The sequence below is a fragment of the Lacinutrix sp. MEBiC02404 genome, assembly GCF_053601575.1.
In genome coordinates, this window is sequence record NZ_JBSHNV010000220.1 from 82,548 (window position 1) to 105,687 (window position 23,140).

The following is a 23,140-nucleotide window of genomic DNA, read 5'->3' on the forward strand; positions in this document are numbered from 1 at the left end:
TCCAATTACTATGAAAAAGACAATTAAAGCCCTTAAAGTAACAAGTTTACTTTCGTTTATCACATTAGCGTTTGTAGCCTGTGACAAAGATTTTTCTACACTAGAAAGTGACATCCAAGGATCTCAAAATTTTAGTACAGATTCAGAAAAACTTTCTGTAATCACATATAACAAAAAACTTGCTCCCGTTCAAACGAACGGTTTATCTTCTAATCTACTAGGTGTATACAAAGACCCTGTATACGGGATAACGACAGCAAATATTGTAACTCAAGCGACACTCCCAACGGGTTCTTATGACCCTGATTTTGGTGATTCACCAGAATTGGTATCTGTTATTTTAACGATACCCTATTTTTCGACATTGGAAAGCACAACAGATGGAGAATCCATCTATTCCATGACTGCCAAAGACTCTTTATATAACGGTGATTCTGAAATAAAACTATCTATTTATGAAAACGGTTATTTCTTAAAAGATTTTGATTCTGAAAATGTAGAGGAATTTCAAAAATACTATTCCAATGCAAATACAACCATAAACTTTGACAATCACATAGAAGCCACTTTGCTGGAAACAGATGGCAGCATTGACAACCCGCATTTCAAGCCAAGCCCGACTGAAATAACTATTACTACAGGTGAAGGTGATGACGAAGAGGAAGAAAAACTAACCCCAAGGTTTAGAAAAGAACTAAATATGCCTCTTAATTACTGGCAAAATAAGTTTTTCGCAAAAGAAGGAATGCCTGAATTGAGTAATGCAAACAATTTTAAAAATTACTTTAGAGGTCTTTATTTTAAAGCAGAAGCTATTGGTAATAATGGTAATTTGATTCTGCTTGATTTTAGCAGCGCTACGTTAGAACTTAATTACACCAATGACAGTGGCGAAGTAGATGACGACCTTAACCCAATCCGAGAAGATCAAACACTTCAGATAAATCTAACAGGAAACCGAGTAAACACATTTGAAAATGTAGACATAGACAATACCATAATCACAGCAGATGCTACAGCGAATACTGTAGATGGTGATAAAAATTTATATTTAAAAGGAGGAGAAGGTTCTATGGCGGTTATTGATTTGTTTGACACTGCTGATACCGACAATAACGGTATGTTTGATGCTTATGAAGACTTTATAGCTAGGTATAAAGACCAACGTCTTATTAACGAAGCAAATTTAGTTTTTTATGTAGACCAAGAAGCAACTGCAGATTTTACCAAAGATCAAGAACCAAATAGAGTAATCATCTATGATTTAAAAAACAACATTCCTGTTGTAGACTATTTTATTGATATTACAAATTCTTCAGATCCAGAATATTCTAGAGATTACCACTCCACTGTTTTAGAAAGAGATAGCGATGGTAATGGTGTGAAATATAAAATCAGATTAACAGAACATTTAAATAATATTCTTTTAAGAGATTCTATGAACCTTAAATTAGGGTTAATGGTTACCACCAACGTTAATGAAATTTTTCAATATAGTAGTTTTGAAAGTGACGATAAGGTAACATCTGGAACCGTAATGTCACCAAAAGGAACAGTCTTACATGGAGGAAACCCCAATGTAGCAGATGAAAAAAGAGTACAATTAGAAATTTTTTATACAGAACCAAAAAACTAAATATTTTATGTGTGGTATCGTTGGTTACATAGGTCATAGAGAAGCATATCCAATCGTTTTAGAAGGATTAAAACGTCTAGAATACAGAGGATATGATAGTGCTGGAATCGCTATTTATGATGGCGAAAACTTAAAACTATCTAAAACCAAAGGTAAGGTAGCAGATTTACAAAAAAAATTAGAAGAAGAAATATCTACTAATGGTAATTTAGCTATTGGCCATACACGTTGGGCAACACATGGTGTACCGAATGATGTAAACTCACATCCACATTTTTCCAACTCTGGAGATTTAGTAATTATCCATAACGGTATAATAGAAAACTACGCAGCTCTAAAAACCGAATTAACGAAAAGAGGTTACACCTTTAAATCCGATACGGACACAGAAGTGTTAATAAACCTTATTGAAGACGTAAAACTAAAACAAAAAGTAAAACTAGGTAAAGCAGTACAAATTGCACTAAACCAAGTCGTAGGAGCTTATGCTATTGCTGTTTTTGATAAAAATAAACCAGACGAAATAGTAATCGCTCGTCTAGGAAGTCCGTTAGCAATAGGAGTTGGTGAAGACGAATATTTTATTGCTAGTGATGCCTCTCCTTTTCTTGAATACACTAAAAATGCCATCTATTTAGAAGATGAAGAAATGGCGATTATTAGAGTAAATAAAGGCATTAAAATTAGAAAAATAAAAGATGATTCTATTGTAGCACCTTACATTCAAGAGCTTCAAATGAATTTAGAGCAGATAGAAAAAGGAGGTTATGAACACTTTATGCTTAAAGAAATCCATGAACAACCAGATGCTATAAGAGATACCTATAGAGGACGTCTTTTAGCAAAAGAAGGGATCATCAAAATGGCAGGAATAGATGATAATCTGGATAAATTTCTTCAAGCAGATAAAATAACGATTGTCGCTTGTGGTACTTCTTGGCACGCAGGATTAGTTGCAGAATACATTTTTGAAGACTTAGCAAGAATACCTGTTGAAGTAGAATATGCTTCAGAATTTAGATATAGAAACCCAGTAATTACTAATAAAGATATCGTGATTGCTATTTCGCAATCTGGTGAAACCGCAGATACTTTAGCGGCTATTAAACTTGCGAAACAAAACGGCGCATTTGTCTTTGGTGTATGTAATGTTGTTGGTTCATCTATTGCTAGAGAAACAGATGCAGGTGCTTATACACACGCTGGACCAGAAATAGGTGTAGCATCTACAAAAGCATTTACAACACAAATTACGGTATTAACATTAATTGCTTTAAAATTAGCAAAAGCAAAAGGAAAAATATCCAATTCTAATTACCACTATCATTTACAAGAATTAGAATTAATTCCTGAAAAAGTGGAAAGAGCATTACTATCAGACAAACATATTCAAGCAGTAGCAAAAATATATAAAGATGCTAAGAATTGTCTATACTTAGGAAGAGGTTATAATTTTCCAGTAGCCTTAGAAGGTGCTTTAAAATTAAAAGAAATCTCCTATATTCATGCTGAAGGATATCCTGCTGCAGAAATGAAGCATGGCCCAATTGCATTAATAGATGAACAAATGCCTGTTTTTGTTATCGCAACAAAGAAAGGTCATTATGAAAAAGTAATAAGTAATATAGAAGAAATTAAGTCTAGAGCAGGAAAAATAATTGGTATCGTAACCGAAGGAGATACCAATGTTAAAAACTTAGCAGATCACGTTATTGAGGTGCCAGAAACTTTAGAATCTTTAACGCCTTTACTTACTACAATCCCGCTTCAATTACTGTCTTACCACATTGCAGTAATGCTAGATAGAAATGTAGACCAACCTAGAAACTTAGCAAAATCTGTTACGGTAGAGTAATAAAATAGTTTTTTTTACAGAAACCTTATTCTGTCCATATTTTTTTAAGAATTTCTCAAATTTTAACTACTAGAATTGAGAAAATAATACTATGCACGCATAATTTTTAAAAAAACTTCTTAAAGTTATCATAATATTTAATTATATTGGCTCAAATAATTTAACTAAAACTAAAAAATGAGAACAATTCTTTCAATTCTATTGTTGTTTTTTTGTGGATTAACCTACGCGCAAACAACAATAACAGGAACAGTAGTTGACGATAACAACTTACCAATTCCTAGTGCAAACATTATTGTTGTTGGTGCCTCAGTTGGTACTGTTACCGATTTTGATGGTAATTTCACATTAACAGTAAATCAAAACCCTCCATTTACACTACAAGCGAGTAGTATTGGTTTTGAGCCTAACGCACAAGATGTAACGGCAAACAACCAAACCCTAAACTTTATTTTAGCAGAAGGAACTTCTTTAGATGAAGTTGTAATCTCCGCTTCTAGAACTCCAGAACGTATATTTGAGTCTCCAGTAACCGTAGAGCGTTTCGGTTTAAAAGAAATAAAAAATACAGCTTCCGCAGATTTTTATGGTGGTTTAGAAAACTTAAAAGGAGTAGATGTTAACACAAACAGTTTAACATTCAAATCTGTAAACACTAGAGGTTTTGCTTCTTTTGCAAATACACGTTTCATGCAATTAGTAGATGGAATGGATAATTCAACACCAGCATTAAACTTCCCTATTGGAAACCTAGTAGGTATGGTAGAGACGGATGTACAGAGTGTAGAATTACTACCAGGTGCATCTTCTGCTTTATATGGAGCGAATGCATTTAACGGTATTCTTTTTATGCGTAGTAAGAATCCTTTCGATCACCAAGGTATTAGAGCTTCCTTTAAAAGAGGTATCACTTCTCAAAAAGCTTCAGGAGATAATCCGTACACAGATTTAGGTGTAAGTATGGCATACAAGTTTTCAGATAAATTTGCTGCAAAAATAAACTTTGGTTACCTAAGAGGAACAGATTGGGCTGCAACTAGTGAAGTAGACACCGATAGAACTGGTGGTACTAGAGCTAATAACATAAATTATAATGGTGTTAATGTCTATGGAGATTTAGTCTCTGCTAACATCAACGTATTAGCAGGAGGAGTAGGTGTTGTTCCAGATGTTTTTGTTAGTAGAACTGGTTACAACGAAAGTGATCTAACCGAAAATAAAGCCGAAAGTGTAAAAGCCGATTGGGGTTTATATTATCGCCCAATTACAGATAGTAATTTCGAAATATCTTATGTTGGTAAAGTAGGAACTGGTACAACAATTTACCAAGGATCAAACAGATATAACATTGATGGTTTCTTCCAGCAACAACATAAATTAGAATTAAAAAACGACAATTACTTTTTAAGAGGTTATATCGTAACCGATAATGCTGGTGATTCTTATGATATGACTGTAACCGGTGTTCAAATTAACAGAGCTTGGAAAAGTGATGCGGATTGGTTTGGTGATTACATAAACACATATGTTGCTGCAACTTTAGTTGCTGGTACTACAAGTGAACAAGCACATGCAGCGGCAAGACTTGCTGCAGAAAATGGTAGATTCGAACCAGGTTCTCCAGAATTTAATGCTGCAAAACAAAGAAGTATTAATGATCCTAATTTAGTTACAGGATCTAAATTTCAAGATGAGTCTAAATACTACCATGCAGATGGTAACTATAACTTTAGCCATTTGATAGATTTTGCAGATATTCAAGTTGGTGGGTCTTTTAGAAAATATGCCTTGAATTCTGGTGGAACTATTTATACAGATACCGATGGTGAGATTGGATATTCAGAATTTGGTATCTATACGCAAATTCAAAAAGATTTAGAATTAAACGAAAACATGGATTTAAAAATAACTGGTTCTGCTCGTTATGATAAATCCGAATTCTTTGATGGTTTTGTTTCTCCTAGATTATCTTTAGGTTTAACACTTAATAGAAATCATAATATTAGAGCTTCTGTACAAACAGGTTTTAGAAACCCAACGACACAAGATTTATTTATTGGTTTAAATTCAGGACAATCTGTTTTAATTGGTTCTGCTCCCGATAATTTAGATCGTTATACTGGTGACTATGCAACAAATAATCCTGCTCAGAGTACCATTACACAAACTGGTGCTGCTGCTTATAACAATTCCTATAGCGGATCTTCTGTAGATTTATACAAACGCTCTGGAAATATCAGTGATTTAGTAGTATCCAATCCAGATATAGTAACACCAGAAAAGGTAACATCTGCAGAAATTGGATATAGAGGGAAATTTAACAAATTAGTAGTTGACTTTAGTACATACTATAATAAATACCAAGATTTTATATCTCAAGAAGTTGTTGTAGCTCCTTTATATGGTGTTGTTGGTGATGGTGCACTTTCTGTAGATGCTATCGATTTTAATGATACACGAAAATACAGTGCGTATACGAACTCCAATGTAGATGTAAACTCTTATGGTGCTTCTCTAGGTCTTTCTACTAAAATATTTGGTGATTATGATATAGGAGCAAGTTATACCTTTACTAAACAAGACTTTGATAGAAGTGCAAACCCAGATTTTGAAACAGGTTTTAACACCCCAGAACATAAGTTTAAAGCTTCATTTGGTAATACCGACTTATTTAAAAACTTTGGATTTAATGTAGCGTATAGATTTAGTGATGATTATTTTTGGGAAGCAACATTTGGTGATGGTGTAATACCAGAATTCCATACTGTGGATGCGCAAATAAACTACAAAATCCCTAGCTTAAAATCTTTAATTAAAGTTGGTGGAACTAATTTAGGAGGAAAAGAATATTTCACTGCCTTCGGTTCAGGATTTATTGGATCTATGTATTATGTTTCATGGACAATTAATAACTTATAAAATGACCAAAATGAAAAATATAAAATATATATTACTATCTGCTGTCCTTATTGGGTTTACAGCTTGTAATGACGAAGAGGATTATGAAAAATTCTTAGATAATCCTTTAGAAGAAGAGGTACTTCCTGCACTAACAGCTGGTTCTGCTAATTTTTCTAACTATGTATCTATTGGTAATTCATTAACTGCAGGATTTACAGATAATGCTTTATTTATTAAAGGACAAGAAAATTCTTTTCCTAATATGTTATCGCAAAAATTCGCTCTAGTTGGTGGTGGTGGTTTTAGCCTACCATTAATGGATGACAATATTGGTGGTTTATTATTTGGAGGAACACAAAATGCAGATGGAAGCTTTGGACCTAGACTATATTTTAATGGTGCAGGACCTGCTAGTTTACCAGCAACTTCAACAACAGAAGCTTTTGCTCCTACTTTAGGAAGCAAAAATAATATGGGTGTTCCTGGTGCAAAAAGTTTTCATTTATTATACAATGGATATGGAAATCCTGGGAATCTATTAACAGACCCTGCAACCGCAAACCCGTATTATGTACGTATCGCATCTGCACCAAATGCAACGGTTCTAGGTGATGCTTTAGCGCAAGGTCCTTCTTTTGTTTCTTTATGGATTGGTAATAATGATATATTAGGATATGCTACTTCAGGTGCTGATGCTACATTAGGAACGATTACACCTTCAGCTGGACCTCCAGGTGTAGGTTTTAATGAAACAGTTGGTTTTATTGTTGGTGCTTTACAAGCTTCAGGAACACAAGGTGTAATGGCTAACATTCCTTATGTAACGACTATTCCTCATTTTACAACGGTACCGCATAACCCTATTCCTTTAGATGCAGGAACTGCTGCATTTTTAAACAGTGCAAGCGTTTACGGTGGTTATAACGCAGGTATTCAAGGCGCATTCGCTTATTTAGTAAGTGTAAATGCAATTTCTCAAGCCGATGCAGATGCAGAAATAATAAAAAGAACAATTACGTTCTCAGCTGGCGAAGGAAATGCTGTGGTTATTATGGATGAAAACCTTACAGACTTAACAGCTGTAAATCCTGGGTTAGTAAGCATGAGACAAGCTACCGCTAATGATCTATTAGTATTACCTGCATCTAATTTTATTGGTACAGAAGCTATTCCTGGTAACCCAGCAACGGTAAATGGTGTTGCAATACCATTAGCAGATAAATGGGTTTTAACTCCGGAAGAACAAGATGAAATAAAAACAGCTACAGATCTGTTTAACGCAACATTACAATCTGCTGCATCTACTGCTGGTTTTGCTTTTGTAGACGCTAATTCTTTAATGCAACAATTACATGATGGTGGTTTTGCAGATGGCGATTTTATATTAACATCTAGTCTTGTAACAGGTGGTGCTTTCTCTTTAGATGGTGTTCACCCAACAGCAAGAGGTTATGCCTTACTAGCAAACGAATTCATGAAAGCAATAGATTTCACGTATGAATCTAACTTTGAAGCTTCAGGAAATTTAGTAGACATTGGAACATACCCAACAAACTATCCTCCTACACTTCAATAATATACATTAAATTATACTACTTAAACGCCTTCAATTTGAAGGCGTTTTTTTATGCTTAAAAATCTCAGGATTATGATATATTTTTTAAATTAAAACCACTATATTTGCAGCGCGAAAAAACCGTATACTCCTCTTTTTTGGATAAACTATTTTTCGTATTAATAATATACCAAAACATTAAATATAAAAGTAATGTCAAAAGTTACAGGTAAAGTTGCACAAATAGTAGGTCCAGTTATCGATGTAGAATTCGCCGCTGGTGCTGAACTTCCAAAGATTTATGATTCATTAGAAATCAAAAAAGCAGATGGTTCGCTTTTAGTATTAGAAGTACAATCTCACATTGGTGAAGATACAGTACGTACTATTGCAATGGACTCATCCGATGGTTTAAGTAGAGGAACAGAAGTAGTTGCTACAGGTGCTCCTATTCAAATGCCAGTTGGTGATGACGTTTATGGTCGTCTATTTAATGTAATTGGAGATGCTATTGATGGTCTTGGAGATTTACCTAAAGCAGGAGCTGCTGGGTTACCAATACACAGACAAGCACCTAGATTTGAAGATTTATCAACTTCTACGGAAGTTTTATTTACAGGTATTAAAGTAATCGATTTAATTGAGCCTTATGCAAAAGGTGGTAAAATTGGTTTATTTGGTGGTGCTGGAGTAGGTAAAACTGTATTAATTCAAGAGTTGATTAACAATATAGCAAAAGGACACGGTGGACTTTCTGTATTCGCAGGAGTAGGTGAAAGAACACGTGAAGGAAACGATTTACTTCGTGAAATGTTAGAGTCAGGAATTATCAAGTATGGTGATGACTTTATGCATTCTATGGAAGAAGGTGGTTGGGATCTTCAAAAAGTGGACAAAAATTTAATGAAAGAGTCTAAGGCAACTTTCGTATTCGGACAAATGAACGAACCACCTGGAGCACGTGCACGTGTTGCATTATCTGGTTTAACTATTGCCGAATATTTTAGAGATGGTGCTGGTGAAGGACAAGGGAAAGATGTACTTTTCTTTGTAGATAACATCTTCCGTTTTACACAAGCTGGTTCAGAGGTATCTGCATTATTAGGTCGTATGCCTTCTGCAGTAGGTTACCAACCAACATTAGCAACAGAAATGGGAGCAATGCAAGAACGTATTACTTCAACAAAAAGAGGATCTATTACATCTGTACAAGCGGTTTACGTACCTGCAGATGATTTAACAGATCCAGCTCCAGCAACAACGTTTGCGCATTTAGATGCAACAACCGTATTATCACGTAAAATCGCAGAGTTAGGTATTTATCCTGCAGTAGATCCTTTAGATTCTACTTCAAGAATTCTTACTGCTGATATTTTAGGAGATGAGCATTATGATTGTGCACAACGTGTAAAAGAGTTATTACAACGTTATAAAGAATTACAAGATATTATTGCTATTCTTGGTATGGAAGAATTATCGGAAGAAGATAAAATGGCTGTTGGTAGAGCAAGACGTGTACAACGTTTCTTATCACAACCTTTCCACGTAGCTGAGCAATTTACAGGTCTTAAAGGTGTTTTAGTAGATATTAAAGAAACTATTAAAGGATTTAACATGATTATGGATGGTGAGTTAGATCACTTACCAGAAGCTGCTTTTAACCTTAAAGGAACTATTGAAGAAGCTATCGAGTCTGGAGAGAAAATGCTTGCAGAGGCTTAATTGGTTTATAGTTTATAGTTGTTGGTTACTAGTTTTCCAACAATCATCAACTAACAACAAATAACTAAAAGAATATGTATTTAGAAATTGTATCACCAGAAGCAACTTTATTCAAAGGAGAAGTAACAAGTATTGCGCTTCCTGGAATAAACGGAGAATTTGAATTACTAAAAGATCACGCTCCTATTGTTTCTCTTTTAAAAGAAGGAAACGTGAAAATTTATGGCGATATTTCTTTAGAAGAAGAAGTAAAAGATAAATTTACTAAAGGAAAAGATAAAGGAACTTGGTTAGCAATTAACTCTGGTACTTTAGAGATCAATAACAATAAAGTGATTGTATTAGCAGACTAATTACAAACACATATTATATAAAAAAAAGCTTCAGAATTTCTGAAGCTTTTTTTTGTTTTATATTCTTTACAATTCAATGGAAGTTATACTAAAAGATTACACCTTTTTAATCACATTCGTAACTATTCCCCAAATAACAAAATCGTTAGCATCGGTAATTCTAATAATTGGATAATTCGGATTTTCTGGTTGTAACCAAAGTCCTTCCTCATCTATTTTTAAACGCTTCACCGTAAATTCGCCATCTAAAAAACAGACTGCAATTTTGTTATGTGTTGGCTCTATGCTTCTATCTATAACCAATAAATCTTTATCGTCTAGTCCTGCTCCAATCATCGATTGTCCGCTAACTTTTGCATAAAAAGTAGTTTCCTTATTTTTTATAAGCTCCCGATCTAGACTTATTCTTTGTTCACTAAAATCTTCGGTTGGGGCCGGAAAACCAGCAGAAATTCCTGTGTCACAAAAAACAGCACCAGAATTTTCAATAACCTCTGGAGTAAAAAATGTTAGGGATTCTGAAGCATGTTGTAGCATAAGGAACTTGTTTTCTTTTCCGTGAAAACGGAAGTCTATAATTTATGTTTTAAATATACGTAATTAAAAGGTTTTTCACAGTTCTACTTTTATAATATCCTTATTTAGCACTTAGCCAAGCAGCTCTAGCCTTCTTCTTGTTTTTACTTAAAGATCCTTCTTTAGTTTCTGAAACCGCAATAGCATAGCTAGGATTTGCTACAAAGGTCATTGTTGCTTCCCTTTTATGACCGAAACGTTCGTAAACCACTTTCACTACATCGTTTGGTTTAAAATTTTTCAAAATAGCATCTAGTTCTAAAGTATCGGAAAGTACATATTCCCCAATTTGAATAATGGTATCCGCATTTTCTAACCCTGCATTATAAGCAGATAATCCAATAGTAGTATTATTAGTAATAACTCCTTTTCTCACTCGTGCACCAAATGCAATTTGTGAAGTATCTTGCTCTAATTTCACACCAACCATATCGAACAATTCTTTATAATTTGGCATGCCACTTTTATAGATATAGTCGTTAAAGAAGTGATCTCCAAATGCATTTCCAGCATAGATATTTAAAGTATTTTGTAAATCTTTAATCGTATAAGGTTGTTCTATCTTTCCGAAGGTCGTCCACACCAATTTCATATAATCGTCTAATTGCAACCCTTTTTCTCTAAGCGATAAGTCTAATGCCAAGCCTAACATGCTTCCGTAAGAATAATAGGAAATAAAGGTGTTGCTTCTATTTACAGGATCAACAGAACGTGCAGCATCTACAAAAGGCGCTTGGTAACTCATCTCGATAGGATTAAAAAATTGTCTTCCTGGCGAATTCCATACATAATTAAAGGTTCCTGTCAATCCTTTTATGTATTCTTCTTGCTTAATTAATCCTGCACGACAAAGCGTTAAATCATCATAATAACTGGTAAAACCTTCCGCAAACCAAAGTTCACCACTCATGTTTGCTTCTTCAAAATCGAAAGGTTCTAAAGATTGCGGACGAATGCGTTCTACATTCCAGCAATGAAAAAACTCATGAGAAACCGTACCTATATTATTTTCTAAACCGCCATCTGCTAAAGATCGTGTGTTGGTTACAATCGTAGAATTTCGATGTTCCATACCATCACCAGAAGCGTTAGGAATATAACATGCTAAAAAAGAATATTCCCCATAATCGAATTGTGGTAACTCTCCAAAAACTGCTTTTTGTTGTAGTACCGTTTTCTTTACTTTTTCAAAATACGTATCTAATTCTGCTTCGGTTCCATTATGATGCAATACGAAGTTTACTTTTTGTCCGTCCACGTCAAAAGAACGCACACTATGGTTGCTTATTTCTGTTGGACTATCCATAAAATACTGTAAATCTCTAGCGTAATAGGTATTTCCTTTTACATGCTTTAATTGCGTAGCGACTTTCCAGTTCAGGTCTTCTCTAACCTTAAAAGTAACTTCCAATCCTTGATTAGCCAAGCTAGGTGCATACATAAATGTTGCTGGAATATTAAGGTGTGCGTGCGTTTCATCTATTTGCGCATAGGTTCCACCGCCGCGATTTCCAAATAAAGTATAACTTACTTTAATAGTACCATCATGACCAGAGATATTCCAAGAATATGGATCTGGACGACTAGTTTCTAAAGGATTTCCTTTTCCATCGGTAGCTTTTACGTGGTATGCATTTTTCATAAACTCATGCAAAGCATAACGACCAGGCGATGTTCTACTCATTCTAACTTCGGTATCACCAGGTTGTAAATTGGTAAATGTAGCTTGAATATGCGCTTCATGATGCGCTGCATTTTCAAAGGAAATAGAATAACTTGTGGATACGTCTTCATTAGAAGATATATTTTCACGAGGACTTTGTGCTTCCGCGAAAGCGAATGTAAAAACAAGCAATAAGAGTAGTAACACTTTTTTCATAAGGAATCATTTAAAGCTCGAAGATAGCATTTTTAGTCTTCTTTATATTCTAAAATATCACTGGGCTGACAATCTAATGCTTTACAAATGGCTTCGAGTGTAGAAAACCGAACGGCTTTTGCTTTTCCAGATTTTAAGATGGAAAGATTTGCGGTCGTGATACCAATAATTTCAGCCAAGTCTTTACTTTTCATTTCACGCTTGGCAAGCATGATGTCTAGATTTACTATTATTGGCATAATTATATAGTTAGTTCGTTTTCATTCTGTAAAATATTTCCTTTTTTTATAATAGACGCGATAAGCAAAACAAAGGATGAAAAAATAAATATAGGAATTGCTTTTGCGACAGCCATTCCAAAAGCACGTCCAGAATTGTAAGGCGTAAAATCTATTAAATAAACATTTAGAATAAAAATTAAAATAAACAATCCGAATCCATAAATAATTAGCCCTTTCCCTACTTTAGTCAATTGCATAGCATTTTCACTTGAAAAATAGCTATTTTCAGAAAATGAGATAATTACTTTTCTAAAAATAAAAGCTAAATACGCCAAAAAGAAAATGAAAAGAGAACCAATAATGAGATATATCATAATAGATAGATTACTCCATGTACCTGGGAAGACTTCTCCTTCTATTGTTATTCTAGTACTAGAATCTAATGCATAATGAATTATTGCATATAATTTTGCAAAAGCACGCAGGATTAAAGAAATAATCAAGATGATAATAAATACTTTTAAAAGTTTTAATGTTGTTTTCATTTTTATATTATTATTGTTTAACGATAACAAATATATAAAAATTATCGTAAAACAATAATTTTTTAATAAAAAAATATTAATAATTTAGACCTCACAGGTTTTAAAAACCTGTGAGGTCTTTTGTATCTTTAAGAAATCATTAAGACTAACTAAAAGATTCCCGTTTATACGGGAAATTATGAGTGACATATTTAAAACCATAGCGAAATACCAATATTCTACCGAAGCGCAGATTATAAAAGGGCGATTGGAATCGGAAGGTATTCCTGTGTTTTTAAGTGATAATTTCACCATAGAAACGGATCCTTTGGTGAGCAACGCTATTGGTGGCATAAAACTAAAAGTATATGTAGAAGATGCACTTCAAGCACAGCATATTCTGGATACCATTCAAAAGTATTCCATAGACGATGAAGGCAATGCCATAAAATGTACCAACTGCAACGGGAATCATATCGCTTTGGTTTCTACGATTACCGATTTCAAATCCTTCTTTTCTTTTCTAATTGGCTTTCTATTTGGAACGCTTCCGTTTTACACCAAAGACAAATATAAATGTGAAGATTGCAATACCGAATTCGATATTAAATAATTTTCTGTAACAAATCCATTAAATATGCTACATATATATGTGCGTATACTATTGGAAGCTTCCAGTATGCAAAACATAAAAGAAGAGTACATACATTTCTATTCTTCTATCTAAATAAAATTGTAAGACAGGTATAAAGGTCTTATATTTCAAACTTAATCTTAAATCCCTACTAACTATGGAATGGTTTTCTGCTTTAGATTCTTTTGCACAATTCTTTTGGATTATCGCATTTATTGGATCCTTGGTATTCACCTTTATTATCATAACAACTTTTACTGGTATAGATGGTGGAGACGATTTTGATGATTTTGATGATCCCGATACTGGTATCGAATTTCAATTTATCACTTTTAAGAATCTAGTTGGATTTTTTACCATTTTTGGATGGATTGGTATTGCAGGCATCAACGCAGAATTTTCAAAACCAGTAACTGTAATTACCGCATTAGGTTGTGGATTATTGATGATGGCAATCATGGCAGCCATGTTTTATTCCATGAAAAAATTAACAGACAGCGGCACTTTAGATTATAAAAATGCCATTAACACCATTGGTGAAGTATATTTAACCATTGGTGCAAACCGATCCAGAATGGGAAAAGTAAGCGTAAGAGTGCAAGGTACTTTGCGCGAACTAGAAGCACTTTCTGATTCTTTCACCGACATAAAATCAGGAACACTTATACAAGTAGTAGATGTCACAAGCAATGGTATCTTAATAGTCAATGAAACTAAAAAACCCATAGAACCAATTAAACAAGAAACATATGAACAACTACCTTCTAACACAGGAAGCCTTTAATTTAGGATTTCCTATTGCTGTAATATTTGCAGTATTATTTATTTTTATCTTTTTTATAATTTTAGTAAAACGCTATAAACGTTGTCCTTCTGACAGAATTTTAGTGGTTTACGGTAAAGTTGGTGGCGGACAATCGGCGAAATGTATTCATGGTGGTGCCGCTTTTATTTACCCAGTAATTCAAGATTATCAATTTCTAGATTTAACACCAATTTCTATTGAGGTGAATCTTGTGAACGCATTATCAAAACAAAACATTCGTGTAAATGTACCATCTCGTTTTACGATTGGTGTTTCTACAGAACCTGGAATTATGCAAAATGCTGCGGAAAGACTTTTAGGTTTAAATCAAGATAGTATTCAAGAACTAGCGCAAGAAATTATTTTTGGTCAGTTACGTTTAGTGGTAGCTTCTATGGATATTGAAGAAATCAATAACGACAGAGACAAATTTTTAACCAACATTTCTCAAAGTGTTGAGTCGGAACTTAAAAAAGTAGGTCTTAAACTAATCAACGTAAATATTACAGATATTGTTGATGAGTCTGGATATATTGAAGCTTTAGGAAAAGAAGCTGCTGCACATGCTATTAATGCCGCTAGAAAATCGGTAGCAGAAAAAACCAGAGATGGATCTATTGGTGAGGCAAATGCAGTACAAGATGAAAGAACACAAGTAGCTGCCGCAAATGCGCAAGCTGTGGAAGGAGAAAATACAGCAAAAATTGCGGTTGCTAATTCCGATTCTTTACGTCGTCAACGAGAAGCAGAAGCAGAACGTGTAGCAATTGCTTCCGAAAAAGTACAAACAGCAAAAGCATTACAAGAATCGTATGCTGCTGAAAAAGAAGCGGAAACAGCGAGAGCAGAAAGAGAACGTTCTTCGCAAGAAGCAGATATTATTGTACCTGCGGAAATTGACAAAAGAAAAGTAGAAATTGATGCAGAAGCGGAAGCAGAACAAATTAGAAGAAGAGCAAAAGGGGAAGCAGATGCCATTCTTTTTAAAGCACAAGCAGAAGCACAAGGTCAGTTTGAAATACTAACCAAACAAGCTGCTGGTATGGAGCAAATAGTAAAAGCTGCAGGTAACAATTCTAAAGATGCGGTTCTTTTATTAATCGCAGATAAATTACCAGAATTAGTAAAAATGCAATCCGAAGCAATCAAAAATATTAAGATTGATAAAATTACCGTTTGGGAAAATGGAGGTGGAAAAGATGGAAAATCTTCTACCGCAAACTTCCTTTCCGGAATGTATAAATCGGTGCCACCATTACAAGAAATGTTTAATATGGCAGGAATGGAATTACCAGAATATTTGAAAGGTAAAGATCCAAAGTCAGACGGAACTTCAGCAGAAATCATCGAAGACACAACGAAAAAATAAAAACCACTAGTTTTAAAAGTCCGCTTTTCCAGCGGATTTTTTTTGTCCTAATATTTTCAACTAATGCTTATATTTACATAAATCTAATTCTTCATGAAGACCATATTAAAGCTATTTAGTATTACATTATTACTAGTAACTGCAAATATTTCCGCACAACAAGATCCAGAAATATTCGAGAAATTTGAATCTAAATTCTATACGATTGATGGTTACAAAATCAATGTAGAAGTTTTAGGTGCTGGAGATCCTATTTTCTTTCTTCCTGGCGGACCAGGAAACTCGCATGATTATATGCAAGGGAATTTTGGACAATACTATAAAACCAATACCGTAGTGTTTTTCGATTGGCTAGGTCGTGGTAAAAGTGACGATGCAAAAGATGTTTCCGAGTATTCTGTAGAAGCAGATGTAGAACTCATCGAGAAGCTTCGTATCCTTTTAAAATATGAAAAAATATCGTTAGTCGGACATTCTTACGGCACTGTTCCTGCGCAAGCATACGCCATAAAATATAAAGACAATGTAGATAAAATGGTATTGATAAATGGTTTTCATTCTGGTGCGATGTGGCAAGCCAATTGTGATAGTTACAACCATTATGCAAAAACACATTTTCCAGAAAAATGGAAAAAAGTAGATTCGCTTCGTGCTTTAGGTTACGTATCTAGCCAAGAACCTTTACAAACGGTGTATGGCGATTTTCCAACCAAATACATTTACTACCACAATACAACATTGAAACAAAATGCACCAAAGTATAAATATAGAGGTTGGGGCCACGATGTATATGTTACTATTATTGGCCGAGATGGTGATTTTGATGTTTCCGGAAGTATGATTAACCAAGATTATAGACAACAATTAAAAGATGTAAAAGCAAAAACATTAATAGTTGCTGGTCGTTATGATGGCGTTTCTACTCCAGAATTTGCAGTGCAATACAAAACCTTTATGCCACAAGCACAATTTGAAATGTTTGAACAAAGCGGCCATAATCCATATTTAGAAGAACCTGAGAAATTTTTCACTCTCTTTGATACCTTTATGAATGAATAAAATAGTTTACAAAAGAAAAGTGCCCATAATGAAGTTTATTTTTGGATTGGCTTTTTTTGCAATGGGATTATCCTGGTTGCTATCTGGTAATCTTTTCGGCATGATTATTTGCGGAATAGCTGCTTTCTTTTTTCACTCTGATGGTTCTGAAATAGATTTAAAAACAAAAAAATATAGAAATATTATTTCTTTTTTTGGACTTCATTTTGGAAAGTGGAAAGATTTACCTGAAATAGAATATGTTTCCGTTTTCGCTACTTCAGAAACTACAACAGTAAGAGCTTTAAGTGCTGAAGCAAATGTGTCTAATGCCGTTATTCAATTAAATTTATTCCACAATGGAAATCAAAAAATAACAGCTTACACCACAACAAGTAAAGTAGAAGCGTTTAAAATAGCAAAACAAATAGCCCAAATTTTAAGTATTGATATATTAGATGCTACCAAACCAGCATCTGAATGGCTATAAATAGATTATAAAGACACTTACTTAATCTACTGCACCACTTGATCAAAAGATTGCTTTAGAATTTGGATAACAATTTCTATTTCTTCGGCGTTTAAATGTCCGAAACCCAAACGTATCGCACAAATATTTTTGTTTTGATACAGTATCGTTTTAGGTAAAACCAAATCGTTTGCTTTTGCTTTTTCAGCAAGTTTAACAAGGGATATTCCGGGAGTAAAACACAACCAAACTGCCAAACCTCCCGCAGGAACTTGCCAAGTAGCATGCGCTTTAAAATGGGTTTCTAAACAGGCACATAAATAATCCCGTCTTTGTTTATACACCGTAATATTTTTTTTAATTAATCGATGTATTTCCCCTTCATCAATCAGTTCGGTAAGTATTTGCTTCTGAATTAAATCACCTTGCTTATCGAGTATTTGCAAATAGTTTTTGGCTTCTTTAATAATATTTTCTGGAGCGACTACAAATCCGATTTGAAAACTAGGAAAAAAGGACTGTCCTAATCGTCCTAAATAAATAACAACGCCCTCACTATCTGCACTTGCCATAGGTAACATGGCAGAACCATCAAACTGAAAATCATAATCAAAATCATCTTCTATAATAGCAAATTTATACGCTTTTGCTAATTGCAATAATTTTAATCGTCGTTCGGCAGAAAGCGTTACTGCTGTTGGATATTGCCGATGCGCACAAACATACACACAACGAATACTACCTTTGGTAAAGTGTTGTTCTATAAAATCCACATCCATTCCATGTGCATCCACAGGAATCGTTTTTATATTGGCTCCTGCTTGTTGAAAAATCATATTCGATTTGTAATGACTCAAATCCCCCACAAGAACCACATCCTTTTTTTGAATGAGCAGCTGGGATACAATATATAAACTCATTTCGGTACTTCGCGTACTCACAATATTATTTGGTTGGATATAAAAACCGCGCGTAGCATTTAAATAATTGCACAACTGTTTACTAAAAGTAGTGTAAGATTGCTCTTGCCTTTGATTCCATTTTGAAATTAACGAGCCGCGTTTCATAGAAGCACTATACCATCGCGAAAATTGGTGTGTAGGATGTAATCTTAAATCTGGTTGCCCATCGTTAATCACGTATTTACGTATGGAAAAATCTTCGGTAGAAGCTAAATTAAAAGACGATTGAAATGGAAATCCAGCGGTTTCCGGGTAGGTTTCTAATTTTTCTAATCCTTGTAACACGCCTTTTATCGCTGCTGTTTTTTTTTCTTGCTTTAAAACAAACGTGCCTTTATTTGCCAAAATAGCTACCCAACCTTGCGATGCCAACTCCTCATACACCGCAACCGCAGTATTCCTATTTATAGAAAGTAACGCACTAAACTTCCTAGTTCCTGGTAATGCTGTACCTTCGGGTAAATAGCCACGTTGTATGGCATTGATAATTTGTTGGGCGATTTGAATATAAATCGAAGTGTTTGGCGATTTTTCAAAATGTATTAAAGATTTTAATATGTTATCAACCGGACTACTCATTGTTTTAAAACTGGACTAGTTTAATGATCCGGAAAGTTACGATTTTTGCAGTCTTAAAAAACACGAATATATTTTATTATGAAATTAACTCCTTTATTCCTTTTTCTTGCTGTATTTACCATAACAACGCAAGCACAAGAATTAGAAAAAGAACAACAATTAGATTCCGTAGTGATTACCTCTACACGCATCGATTTACCGTTTTCTAAAAATTCTAGAACCATTACGGTAATTACACAAGAAGACATTAAAAAAAGTGCAACCACAAACGTTGCCGATTTATTACAACAAGTTGCCGGAGTAGATGTTAGAAGAAGAGGAACTGCTGGTATGCAAGCAGATTTATACATTCGTGGTGGTGGTTTTGACCAAACCTTACTCTTAATAGATGGTATCAAAGTAGAAGATGCACAAACAGGTCATCACACCATGAACATGGCTTTACCAATAGAAGTTATAGAACGCGTAGAAATTATAAAAGGTCCTGCGGCTAGAATATTTGGACAAAATGCATTTACAGGAGCAGTAAATATTGTTACCAAAAAGAATATTGGAAACAGTGTATCGTTAAACGCGCAAGCTGGATCTTACGGACAACTTCACGGTTCGGTTATGGTTGGTAGTCAATTAGAAAATTCTTCCCATATTGTTCAGGTTTCCCGAAATACTTCCGATGGATACCGATATAATACCGATTATGACAATCAGAATTATTTCATCAAAAGTAGTTTCAACACCAACAAAACACCAATTAACTTAATCGCTTCCTTTCAAGAAAGAAAATTTGGTGCTAACGGTTTTTATGCTAGTCCGTCTGCCATTAATCAATACGAAGAAACACAAGCTAGTTTAATTGGTATTTCTTCCGAAATTAAAAAAGATAAACTAACGCTGAAGCCAAAATTATACTGGAAACGCAACCAAGACATGTATGTTTTTGTGCGACAAGATCCTTCTATTTACAGAAATTTACACCAAACCAATAAAGTTGGTGCTGCAATAGACGCGTCTTACAGATCAAATATTGGTATCACAGGTTTTGGGGTGGATGTTGCAAAAGTGTATTTATCGAGTAATAATTTAGGTTCTAGAAATCGATTTATGACCACTATGTTTTTGGAACATCGTTTTACGTTTATGGAGGATAAACTAGACATAACTCCAGGAGTTGCTGTTAATTATTTTTCCGATTTTAAATTTCATGCCTTTCCAGGTTTAGATGTTGGTTATACATTAAATGACGAATTAAAAATCTACGGAAACATTGGTTATACCTACAGAATACCAACATACACCGATTTATATTATAGCGATCCTTCGACCTTAGGAAATGAGAATTTAGATCCGGAAGAAGCAATAGCTGAAGAGTTGGGAATTAAATTCCACACCGGAAACTTCCACCTATCTTTTGCTGCTTTTAATAGAGACTCTAAAAAACTAATCGATTTTGTAAAAGAGAACGAAACCGATTTATGGCAAGCAACAAGTATTAGAGATCTAAACACAAAAGGTATTGAGTTTAACGCAGCCTATGGGTTTAAACTGGGTGCTTTTAAACAAAACATTCGAACAGGTTATACGTTTTTAGAAGACGATTTAAAAGCCGTTTCTAGTACCTTTTCTAGATATTCTATCAACTCGTTAAAACACCATGCGACAGCAAGTTTACAAACACAGTTTATAAAAAACCTATCCCAAAATATCATATACAAATATGCCGAAAGATCTTCCGGTGAAAGCTATGCGGTTGTAGATGCAAGTGTAAATTATAATTTAAAAGCATTTGAAATTTCTATAATTGCCAATAACATTTTTAATACAGAATATACAGAAACCAACTTGGTGCCAATGCCAAAAGGGAATTTGTTATTCGGCTTAAAATATAATTTTAAATAAATAGTATTACATTTAATAACTACTAAAAAGCTATATCCAGAATAAGGCAATTCTAGATATAGCTTTTTTTTATAACAATAACCAATACCAGTTTAGCGTTTTTGTTTGCTTTGGTTTTAGTAACTTTGGTCTTTTAAATCCGTTATATTGAAACTCAACCTTCAAGACATTCCTAGAGTAAAAAACATTACAAAACAGGAATTTTTAGACAACTATTATAAACCACAAAAACCTGTGGTAATAGAACGCTGTATAGAAGATTGGCCTGCTTTTACAAAATGGAATTTAGACTATATGAAGCAGGTTGCTGGTGATAAAACAGTACCGCTTTATGATGACAGGCCAGTACATTACAAAGACGGTTTTAACCAAGCACATGCCACCATGAAAATGCGTGACTATGTAGATTTGCTGCAAAGTGAACCGACAAAATATAGAATTTTTCTTTGGAATATTTTAAAGGAAGTACCTCAGCTTCAAAAAGATTTTAGCTTTCCCGATTTTGGTTTAAAATTCATGAAAGGCCTACCAATGCTTTTCTTTGGCGGAAGAGACTCGCATACATTTATGCATTATGATATCGATTTTGCCAATATTTTTCACTTTCATTTTGAAGGTACCAAACAATGCATCCTATTTAATCAAGATCAGAATAAGTACTTATATAAGATTCCGCATTCCTTAATTGTTAGAGAAGATATTGATTTTTCTAATCCGGACTTTAACAAATGGCCAGCTTTACAACATGCAAAAGGATATACTACAGAATTAAATCACGGGGAAGTTCTATATATGCCAGAAGGCTATTGGCATTATATGAAATATAAAACGCCCGGCTTTTCTATGAGTTTAAGGTCTATTTCTAAAAATCCAAAAAACTTAGCAAAAGCAGTCTATAACATTGCTATCATGAGGCATTTTGACAATGTAATGCGAAAAATAAAAGGGCAAAATTGGATAGATTATAAAAACAAGCAAGCTTTACTTAATACTAATAAAAAAATTAGCTAATTTTGCTATCGTTTTAATTTAAAAATTTTCAAATGAAAAATATATTATTATTTATTACTTTATTAAGTATTAGCTTTTTACAAGCACAATCCTTTTCAGGAAATGGCGATAAAAAAGTACAAGTTGGGGCTAATTTTCAAGACAATGCAACGGGTATTTTTGCTAGTTTTGATTATGGCTTAGGAGAAAATATTTCGGTTGGTGTTTCTTCTAGTTATTCTTTAGGAATTAACACAAACTATGTAGGTAAAGCTTTCGATGAAAGATTTGATATCAAAGCAAGAATTAATGCAAATATTGGAAACGTATTAAACATTGACGATGCCTTCGATTTATATCCTGGACTAAACCTTGGATTAAAGAATTTTGGTACACATCTTGGCGCTCGTTATTTCTTTACAGACGGTTTTGGTGTTTTCACCGAATTAAATGTACCGCTTGCTAAATACGATACGGGAAAATTAGATCCTTCAGAAAAATTACACAACCAATTTACTGTAAATGCAGGAGTCGTTTTTAATTTATAACGCGATTATTTACAACTTGTTTTGGTAAACCATAAGCCTTAAAGTACTTCTACTTTAAGGCTTATTTTATTAAGGTATTTACTACGTCATACACAAGCGGACTTTCCCAACCTCGGTATAGCAAGTAATCGGCAAGTTTCTTTTTTTTCTTATAACTATTGGGTTCTTTAATAGTTTCTACTTTTTTTTCTGCCAGTGCATAAAAGGTTTCTAAATAATCGTCGGCATCAATTTCTTTAAGCGCAATATCTATAATTGTTTTAGTAATATCCTTTCTTTTAAGCTCTTGCTTTAACCTGTTTTTTCCCCATTTTTTGATTCTGAATTTCCCGCGAACAAAAGCTTTAGCAAAACGCTCTTCGTTTAAGAAATTATTTTGAATTAAATGCACCACAATAACATCTATGGCATCGGGAATCATACGCATGTCTTTCAACTTTGTAACCACTTCTTTATGACTACGTTCCTGATATGCACAGTAAAACTCTAGTTTTTTTTGCGCTTCATCGAGAGAATAGGTTCTTTGTAGATTCATAGGAAATAACGGTAATAATTTGATAACAAAACCATAACTTTAACAGCTTCGTTTAGATACCGTTTGCTGTATATTTACGTGCTTGTTTTTTCT

General features: G+C 33.9%; 20 protein-coding genes. 14 read left to right on the plus strand and 6 right to left on the minus strand.

Annotation, left to right across the window (positions count from 1 at the left end):
• Positions 1-10: 10 nt before the first annotated feature.
• The 6 genes from ACVCXO_RS14805 to ACVCXO_RS14830 all read left to right on the plus strand — a co-directional run bounded on the left by ACVCXO_RS14805 (position 11) and on the right by ACVCXO_RS14830 (position 10,022).
• On the plus strand, positions 11-1,636 hold the full coding sequence (locus ACVCXO_RS14805) for a DUF4270 domain-containing protein (RefSeq protein WP_452230367.1): 1,626 nt from the start codon (positions 11-13) through the stop codon (positions 1,634-1,636).
• 7 nt (positions 1,637-1,643) lie between these two features.
• Positions 1,644-3,491, plus strand: coding sequence for a glutamine--fructose-6-phosphate transaminase (isomerizing) (glmS, locus tag ACVCXO_RS14810; protein WP_452230368.1), 1,848 nt, complete (start codon positions 1,644-1,646; stop codon positions 3,489-3,491).
• A 177-nt stretch (positions 3,492-3,668) separates the two neighbouring features.
• On the plus strand, positions 3,669-6,410 hold the full coding sequence (locus ACVCXO_RS14815; RefSeq protein ID WP_452230369.1) for a TonB-dependent receptor: 2,742 nt from the start codon (positions 3,669-3,671) through the stop codon (positions 6,408-6,410).
• Between the two features lie 10 nt (positions 6,411-6,420).
• A complete protein-coding gene (locus ACVCXO_RS14820) occupies positions 6,421-7,968 on the plus strand; it encodes a G-D-S-L family lipolytic protein (protein ID WP_452230370.1) in 1,548 nt (515 codons plus the stop codon).
• A gap of 192 nt (positions 7,969-8,160) precedes the next feature.
• Positions 8,161-9,669 (plus strand): F0F1 ATP synthase subunit beta, encoded by a 1,509-nt coding sequence (atpD, locus tag ACVCXO_RS14825; RefSeq protein ID WP_452230371.1) that lies wholly within the window; start codon positions 8,161-8,163, stop codon positions 9,667-9,669.
• A 74-nt stretch (positions 9,670-9,743) separates the two neighbouring features.
• On the plus strand, positions 9,744-10,022 hold the full coding sequence (locus tag ACVCXO_RS14830; protein ID WP_452230372.1) for a F0F1 ATP synthase subunit epsilon: 279 nt from the start codon (positions 9,744-9,746) through the stop codon (positions 10,020-10,022).
• A gap of 96 nt (positions 10,023-10,118) precedes the next feature.
• Here ACVCXO_RS14830 and ACVCXO_RS14835 read toward each other — a convergent pair whose 3' ends face one another.
• The 4 genes from ACVCXO_RS14835 to ACVCXO_RS14850 all read right to left on the minus strand — a co-directional run bounded on the left by ACVCXO_RS14835 (position 10,119) and on the right by ACVCXO_RS14850 (position 13,243).
• Positions 10,119-10,559: a LexA family protein gene (locus ACVCXO_RS14835; protein WP_452230373.1), complete on the minus strand. Its 441-nt coding sequence runs from the start codon at positions 10,557-10,559 to the stop codon at positions 10,119-10,121.
• 100 nt (positions 10,560-10,659) lie between these two features.
• Positions 10,660-12,477 (minus strand): M61 family metallopeptidase, encoded by a 1,818-nt coding sequence (locus tag ACVCXO_RS14840; protein WP_452230374.1) that lies wholly within the window; start codon positions 12,475-12,477, stop codon positions 10,660-10,662.
• Between the two features lie 32 nt (positions 12,478-12,509).
• On the minus strand, positions 12,510-12,716 hold the full coding sequence (locus ACVCXO_RS14845) for a helix-turn-helix domain-containing protein (RefSeq protein ID WP_203460250.1): 207 nt from the start codon (positions 12,714-12,716) through the stop codon (positions 12,510-12,512).
• A gap of 2 nt (positions 12,717-12,718) precedes the next feature.
• Positions 12,719-13,243: a DUF2975 domain-containing protein gene (locus ACVCXO_RS14850; protein ID WP_452230375.1), complete on the minus strand. Its 525-nt coding sequence runs from the start codon at positions 13,241-13,243 to the stop codon at positions 12,719-12,721.
• Positions 13,244-13,421: 178 nt separating this feature from the next.
• Between ACVCXO_RS14850 and ACVCXO_RS14855 the strand changes: the two genes are divergently transcribed.
• From ACVCXO_RS14855 to ACVCXO_RS14875, 5 genes are all read left to right on the plus strand, one after another.
• On the plus strand, positions 13,422-13,835 hold the full coding sequence (locus tag ACVCXO_RS14855) for a DUF2007 domain-containing protein (protein WP_452230376.1): 414 nt from the start codon (positions 13,422-13,424) through the stop codon (positions 13,833-13,835).
• 178 nt (positions 13,836-14,013) lie between these two features.
• The gene (locus tag ACVCXO_RS14860; RefSeq protein ID WP_452230377.1) at positions 14,014-14,640 is read left to right on the plus strand and encodes a hypothetical protein; all 627 of its coding nucleotides are present in this window, start codon (positions 14,014-14,016) and stop codon (positions 14,638-14,640) included.
• Complete coding sequence (locus tag ACVCXO_RS14865) at positions 14,606-16,030, plus strand: flotillin family protein (RefSeq protein ID WP_452230378.1); 1,425 nt, start codon at positions 14,606-14,608, stop codon at positions 16,028-16,030. Before ACVCXO_RS14860 ends, ACVCXO_RS14865 begins: the two co-directional genes overlap by 35 nt.
• Before the next feature lie 93 nt (positions 16,031-16,123).
• Positions 16,124-17,089 (plus strand): alpha/beta fold hydrolase, encoded by a 966-nt coding sequence (locus tag ACVCXO_RS14870; RefSeq protein ID WP_452230379.1) that lies wholly within the window; start codon positions 16,124-16,126, stop codon positions 17,087-17,089.
• A gap of 28 nt (positions 17,090-17,117) precedes the next feature.
• Positions 17,118-17,558 carry a hypothetical protein gene (locus tag ACVCXO_RS14875; protein ID WP_452230380.1) on the plus strand — a complete coding sequence of 147 codons (441 nt, stop codon included), beginning with the start codon at positions 17,118-17,120 and terminating at the stop codon, positions 17,556-17,558.
• A gap of 26 nt (positions 17,559-17,584) precedes the next feature.
• Here the strand turns inward: ACVCXO_RS14875 and ACVCXO_RS14880 are convergent, their stop codons facing one another.
• Positions 17,585-19,078: an aminotransferase-like domain-containing protein gene (locus ACVCXO_RS14880; RefSeq protein WP_452230381.1), complete on the minus strand. Its 1,494-nt coding sequence runs from the start codon at positions 19,076-19,078 to the stop codon at positions 17,585-17,587.
• Between the two features lie 78 nt (positions 19,079-19,156).
• Here ACVCXO_RS14880 and ACVCXO_RS14885 point away from each other — a divergent pair, with 78 nt between their 5' ends.
• From ACVCXO_RS14885 to ACVCXO_RS14895, 3 genes are all read left to right on the plus strand, one after another.
• Positions 19,157-20,974: a TonB-dependent receptor gene (locus ACVCXO_RS14885; protein ID WP_452230382.1), complete on the plus strand. Its 1,818-nt coding sequence runs from the start codon at positions 19,157-19,159 to the stop codon at positions 20,972-20,974.
• Positions 20,975-21,121: 147 nt separating this feature from the next.
• On the plus strand, positions 21,122-21,985 hold the full coding sequence (locus ACVCXO_RS14890; RefSeq protein WP_452230383.1) for a cupin-like domain-containing protein: 864 nt from the start codon (positions 21,122-21,124) through the stop codon (positions 21,983-21,985).
• A 32-nt stretch (positions 21,986-22,017) separates the two neighbouring features.
• On the plus strand, positions 22,018-22,512 hold the full coding sequence (locus ACVCXO_RS14895; protein WP_452230384.1) for a DUF6646 family protein: 495 nt from the start codon (positions 22,018-22,020) through the stop codon (positions 22,510-22,512).
• Positions 22,513-22,573: 61 nt separating this feature from the next.
• Here ACVCXO_RS14895 and ACVCXO_RS14900 read toward each other — a convergent pair whose 3' ends face one another.
• Positions 22,574-23,047, minus strand: coding sequence for a regulatory protein RecX (locus tag ACVCXO_RS14900; RefSeq protein ID WP_452230385.1), 474 nt, complete (start codon positions 23,045-23,047; stop codon positions 22,574-22,576).
• Positions 23,048-23,140 lie beyond the last annotated feature (93 nt).

Bases quoted from the DNA above. Each gene is read 5' to 3' on its own strand.
- ACVCXO_RS14870 (WP_452230379.1), top strand. From the start codon at position 16,124: ATGAAGACCATATTAAAGCTATTTAGTATTACATTATTACTAGTAACT.
- ACVCXO_RS14860 (WP_452230377.1), top strand. From the start codon at position 14,014: ATGGAATGGTTTTCTGCTTTAGATTCTTTTGCACAATTCTTTTGGATT.
- ACVCXO_RS14875 (WP_452230380.1), top strand. From the start codon at position 17,118: ATGAAGTTTATTTTTGGATTGGCTTTTTTTGCAATGGGATTATCCTGG.
- ACVCXO_RS14840 (WP_452230374.1), bottom strand. From the start codon at position 12,477: ATGAAAAAAGTGTTACTACTCTTATTGCTTGTTTTTACATTCGCTTTC.
- ACVCXO_RS14855 (WP_452230376.1), top strand. From the start codon at position 13,422: ATGAGTGACATATTTAAAACCATAGCGAAATACCAATATTCTACCGAA.
- ACVCXO_RS14880 (WP_452230381.1), bottom strand. From the start codon at position 19,078: ATGAGTAGTCCGGTTGATAACATATTAAAATCTTTAATACATTTTGAA.
- ACVCXO_RS14850 (WP_452230375.1), bottom strand. From the start codon at position 13,243: ATGAAAACAACATTAAAACTTTTAAAAGTATTTATTATCATCTTGATT.
- ACVCXO_RS14835 (WP_452230373.1), bottom strand. From the start codon at position 10,559: ATGCTACAACATGCTTCAGAATCCCTAACATTTTTTACTCCAGAGGTT.
- ACVCXO_RS14895 (WP_452230384.1), top strand. From the start codon at position 22,018: ATGAAAAATATATTATTATTTATTACTTTATTAAGTATTAGCTTTTTA.
- ACVCXO_RS14820 (WP_452230370.1), top strand. From the start codon at position 6,421: ATGAAAAATATAAAATATATATTACTATCTGCTGTCCTTATTGGGTTT.
- ACVCXO_RS14830 (WP_452230372.1), top strand. From the start codon at position 9,744: ATGTATTTAGAAATTGTATCACCAGAAGCAACTTTATTCAAAGGAGAA.
- atpD (WP_452230371.1), top strand. From the start codon at position 8,161: ATGTCAAAAGTTACAGGTAAAGTTGCACAAATAGTAGGTCCAGTTATC.
- ACVCXO_RS14805 (WP_452230367.1), top strand. From the start codon at position 11: ATGAAAAAGACAATTAAAGCCCTTAAAGTAACAAGTTTACTTTCGTTT.
- glmS (WP_452230368.1), top strand. From the start codon at position 1,644: ATGTGTGGTATCGTTGGTTACATAGGTCATAGAGAAGCATATCCAATC.
- ACVCXO_RS14885 (WP_452230382.1), top strand. From the start codon at position 19,157: ATGAAATTAACTCCTTTATTCCTTTTTCTTGCTGTATTTACCATAACA.
- ACVCXO_RS14865 (WP_452230378.1), top strand. From the start codon at position 14,606: ATGAACAACTACCTTCTAACACAGGAAGCCTTTAATTTAGGATTTCCT.
- ACVCXO_RS14845 (WP_203460250.1), bottom strand. From the start codon at position 12,716: ATGCCAATAATAGTAAATCTAGACATCATGCTTGCCAAGCGTGAAATG.
- ACVCXO_RS14900 (WP_452230385.1), bottom strand. From the start codon at position 23,047: ATGAATCTACAAAGAACCTATTCTCTCGATGAAGCGCAAAAAAAACTA.
- ACVCXO_RS14815 (WP_452230369.1), top strand. From the start codon at position 3,669: ATGAGAACAATTCTTTCAATTCTATTGTTGTTTTTTTGTGGATTAACC.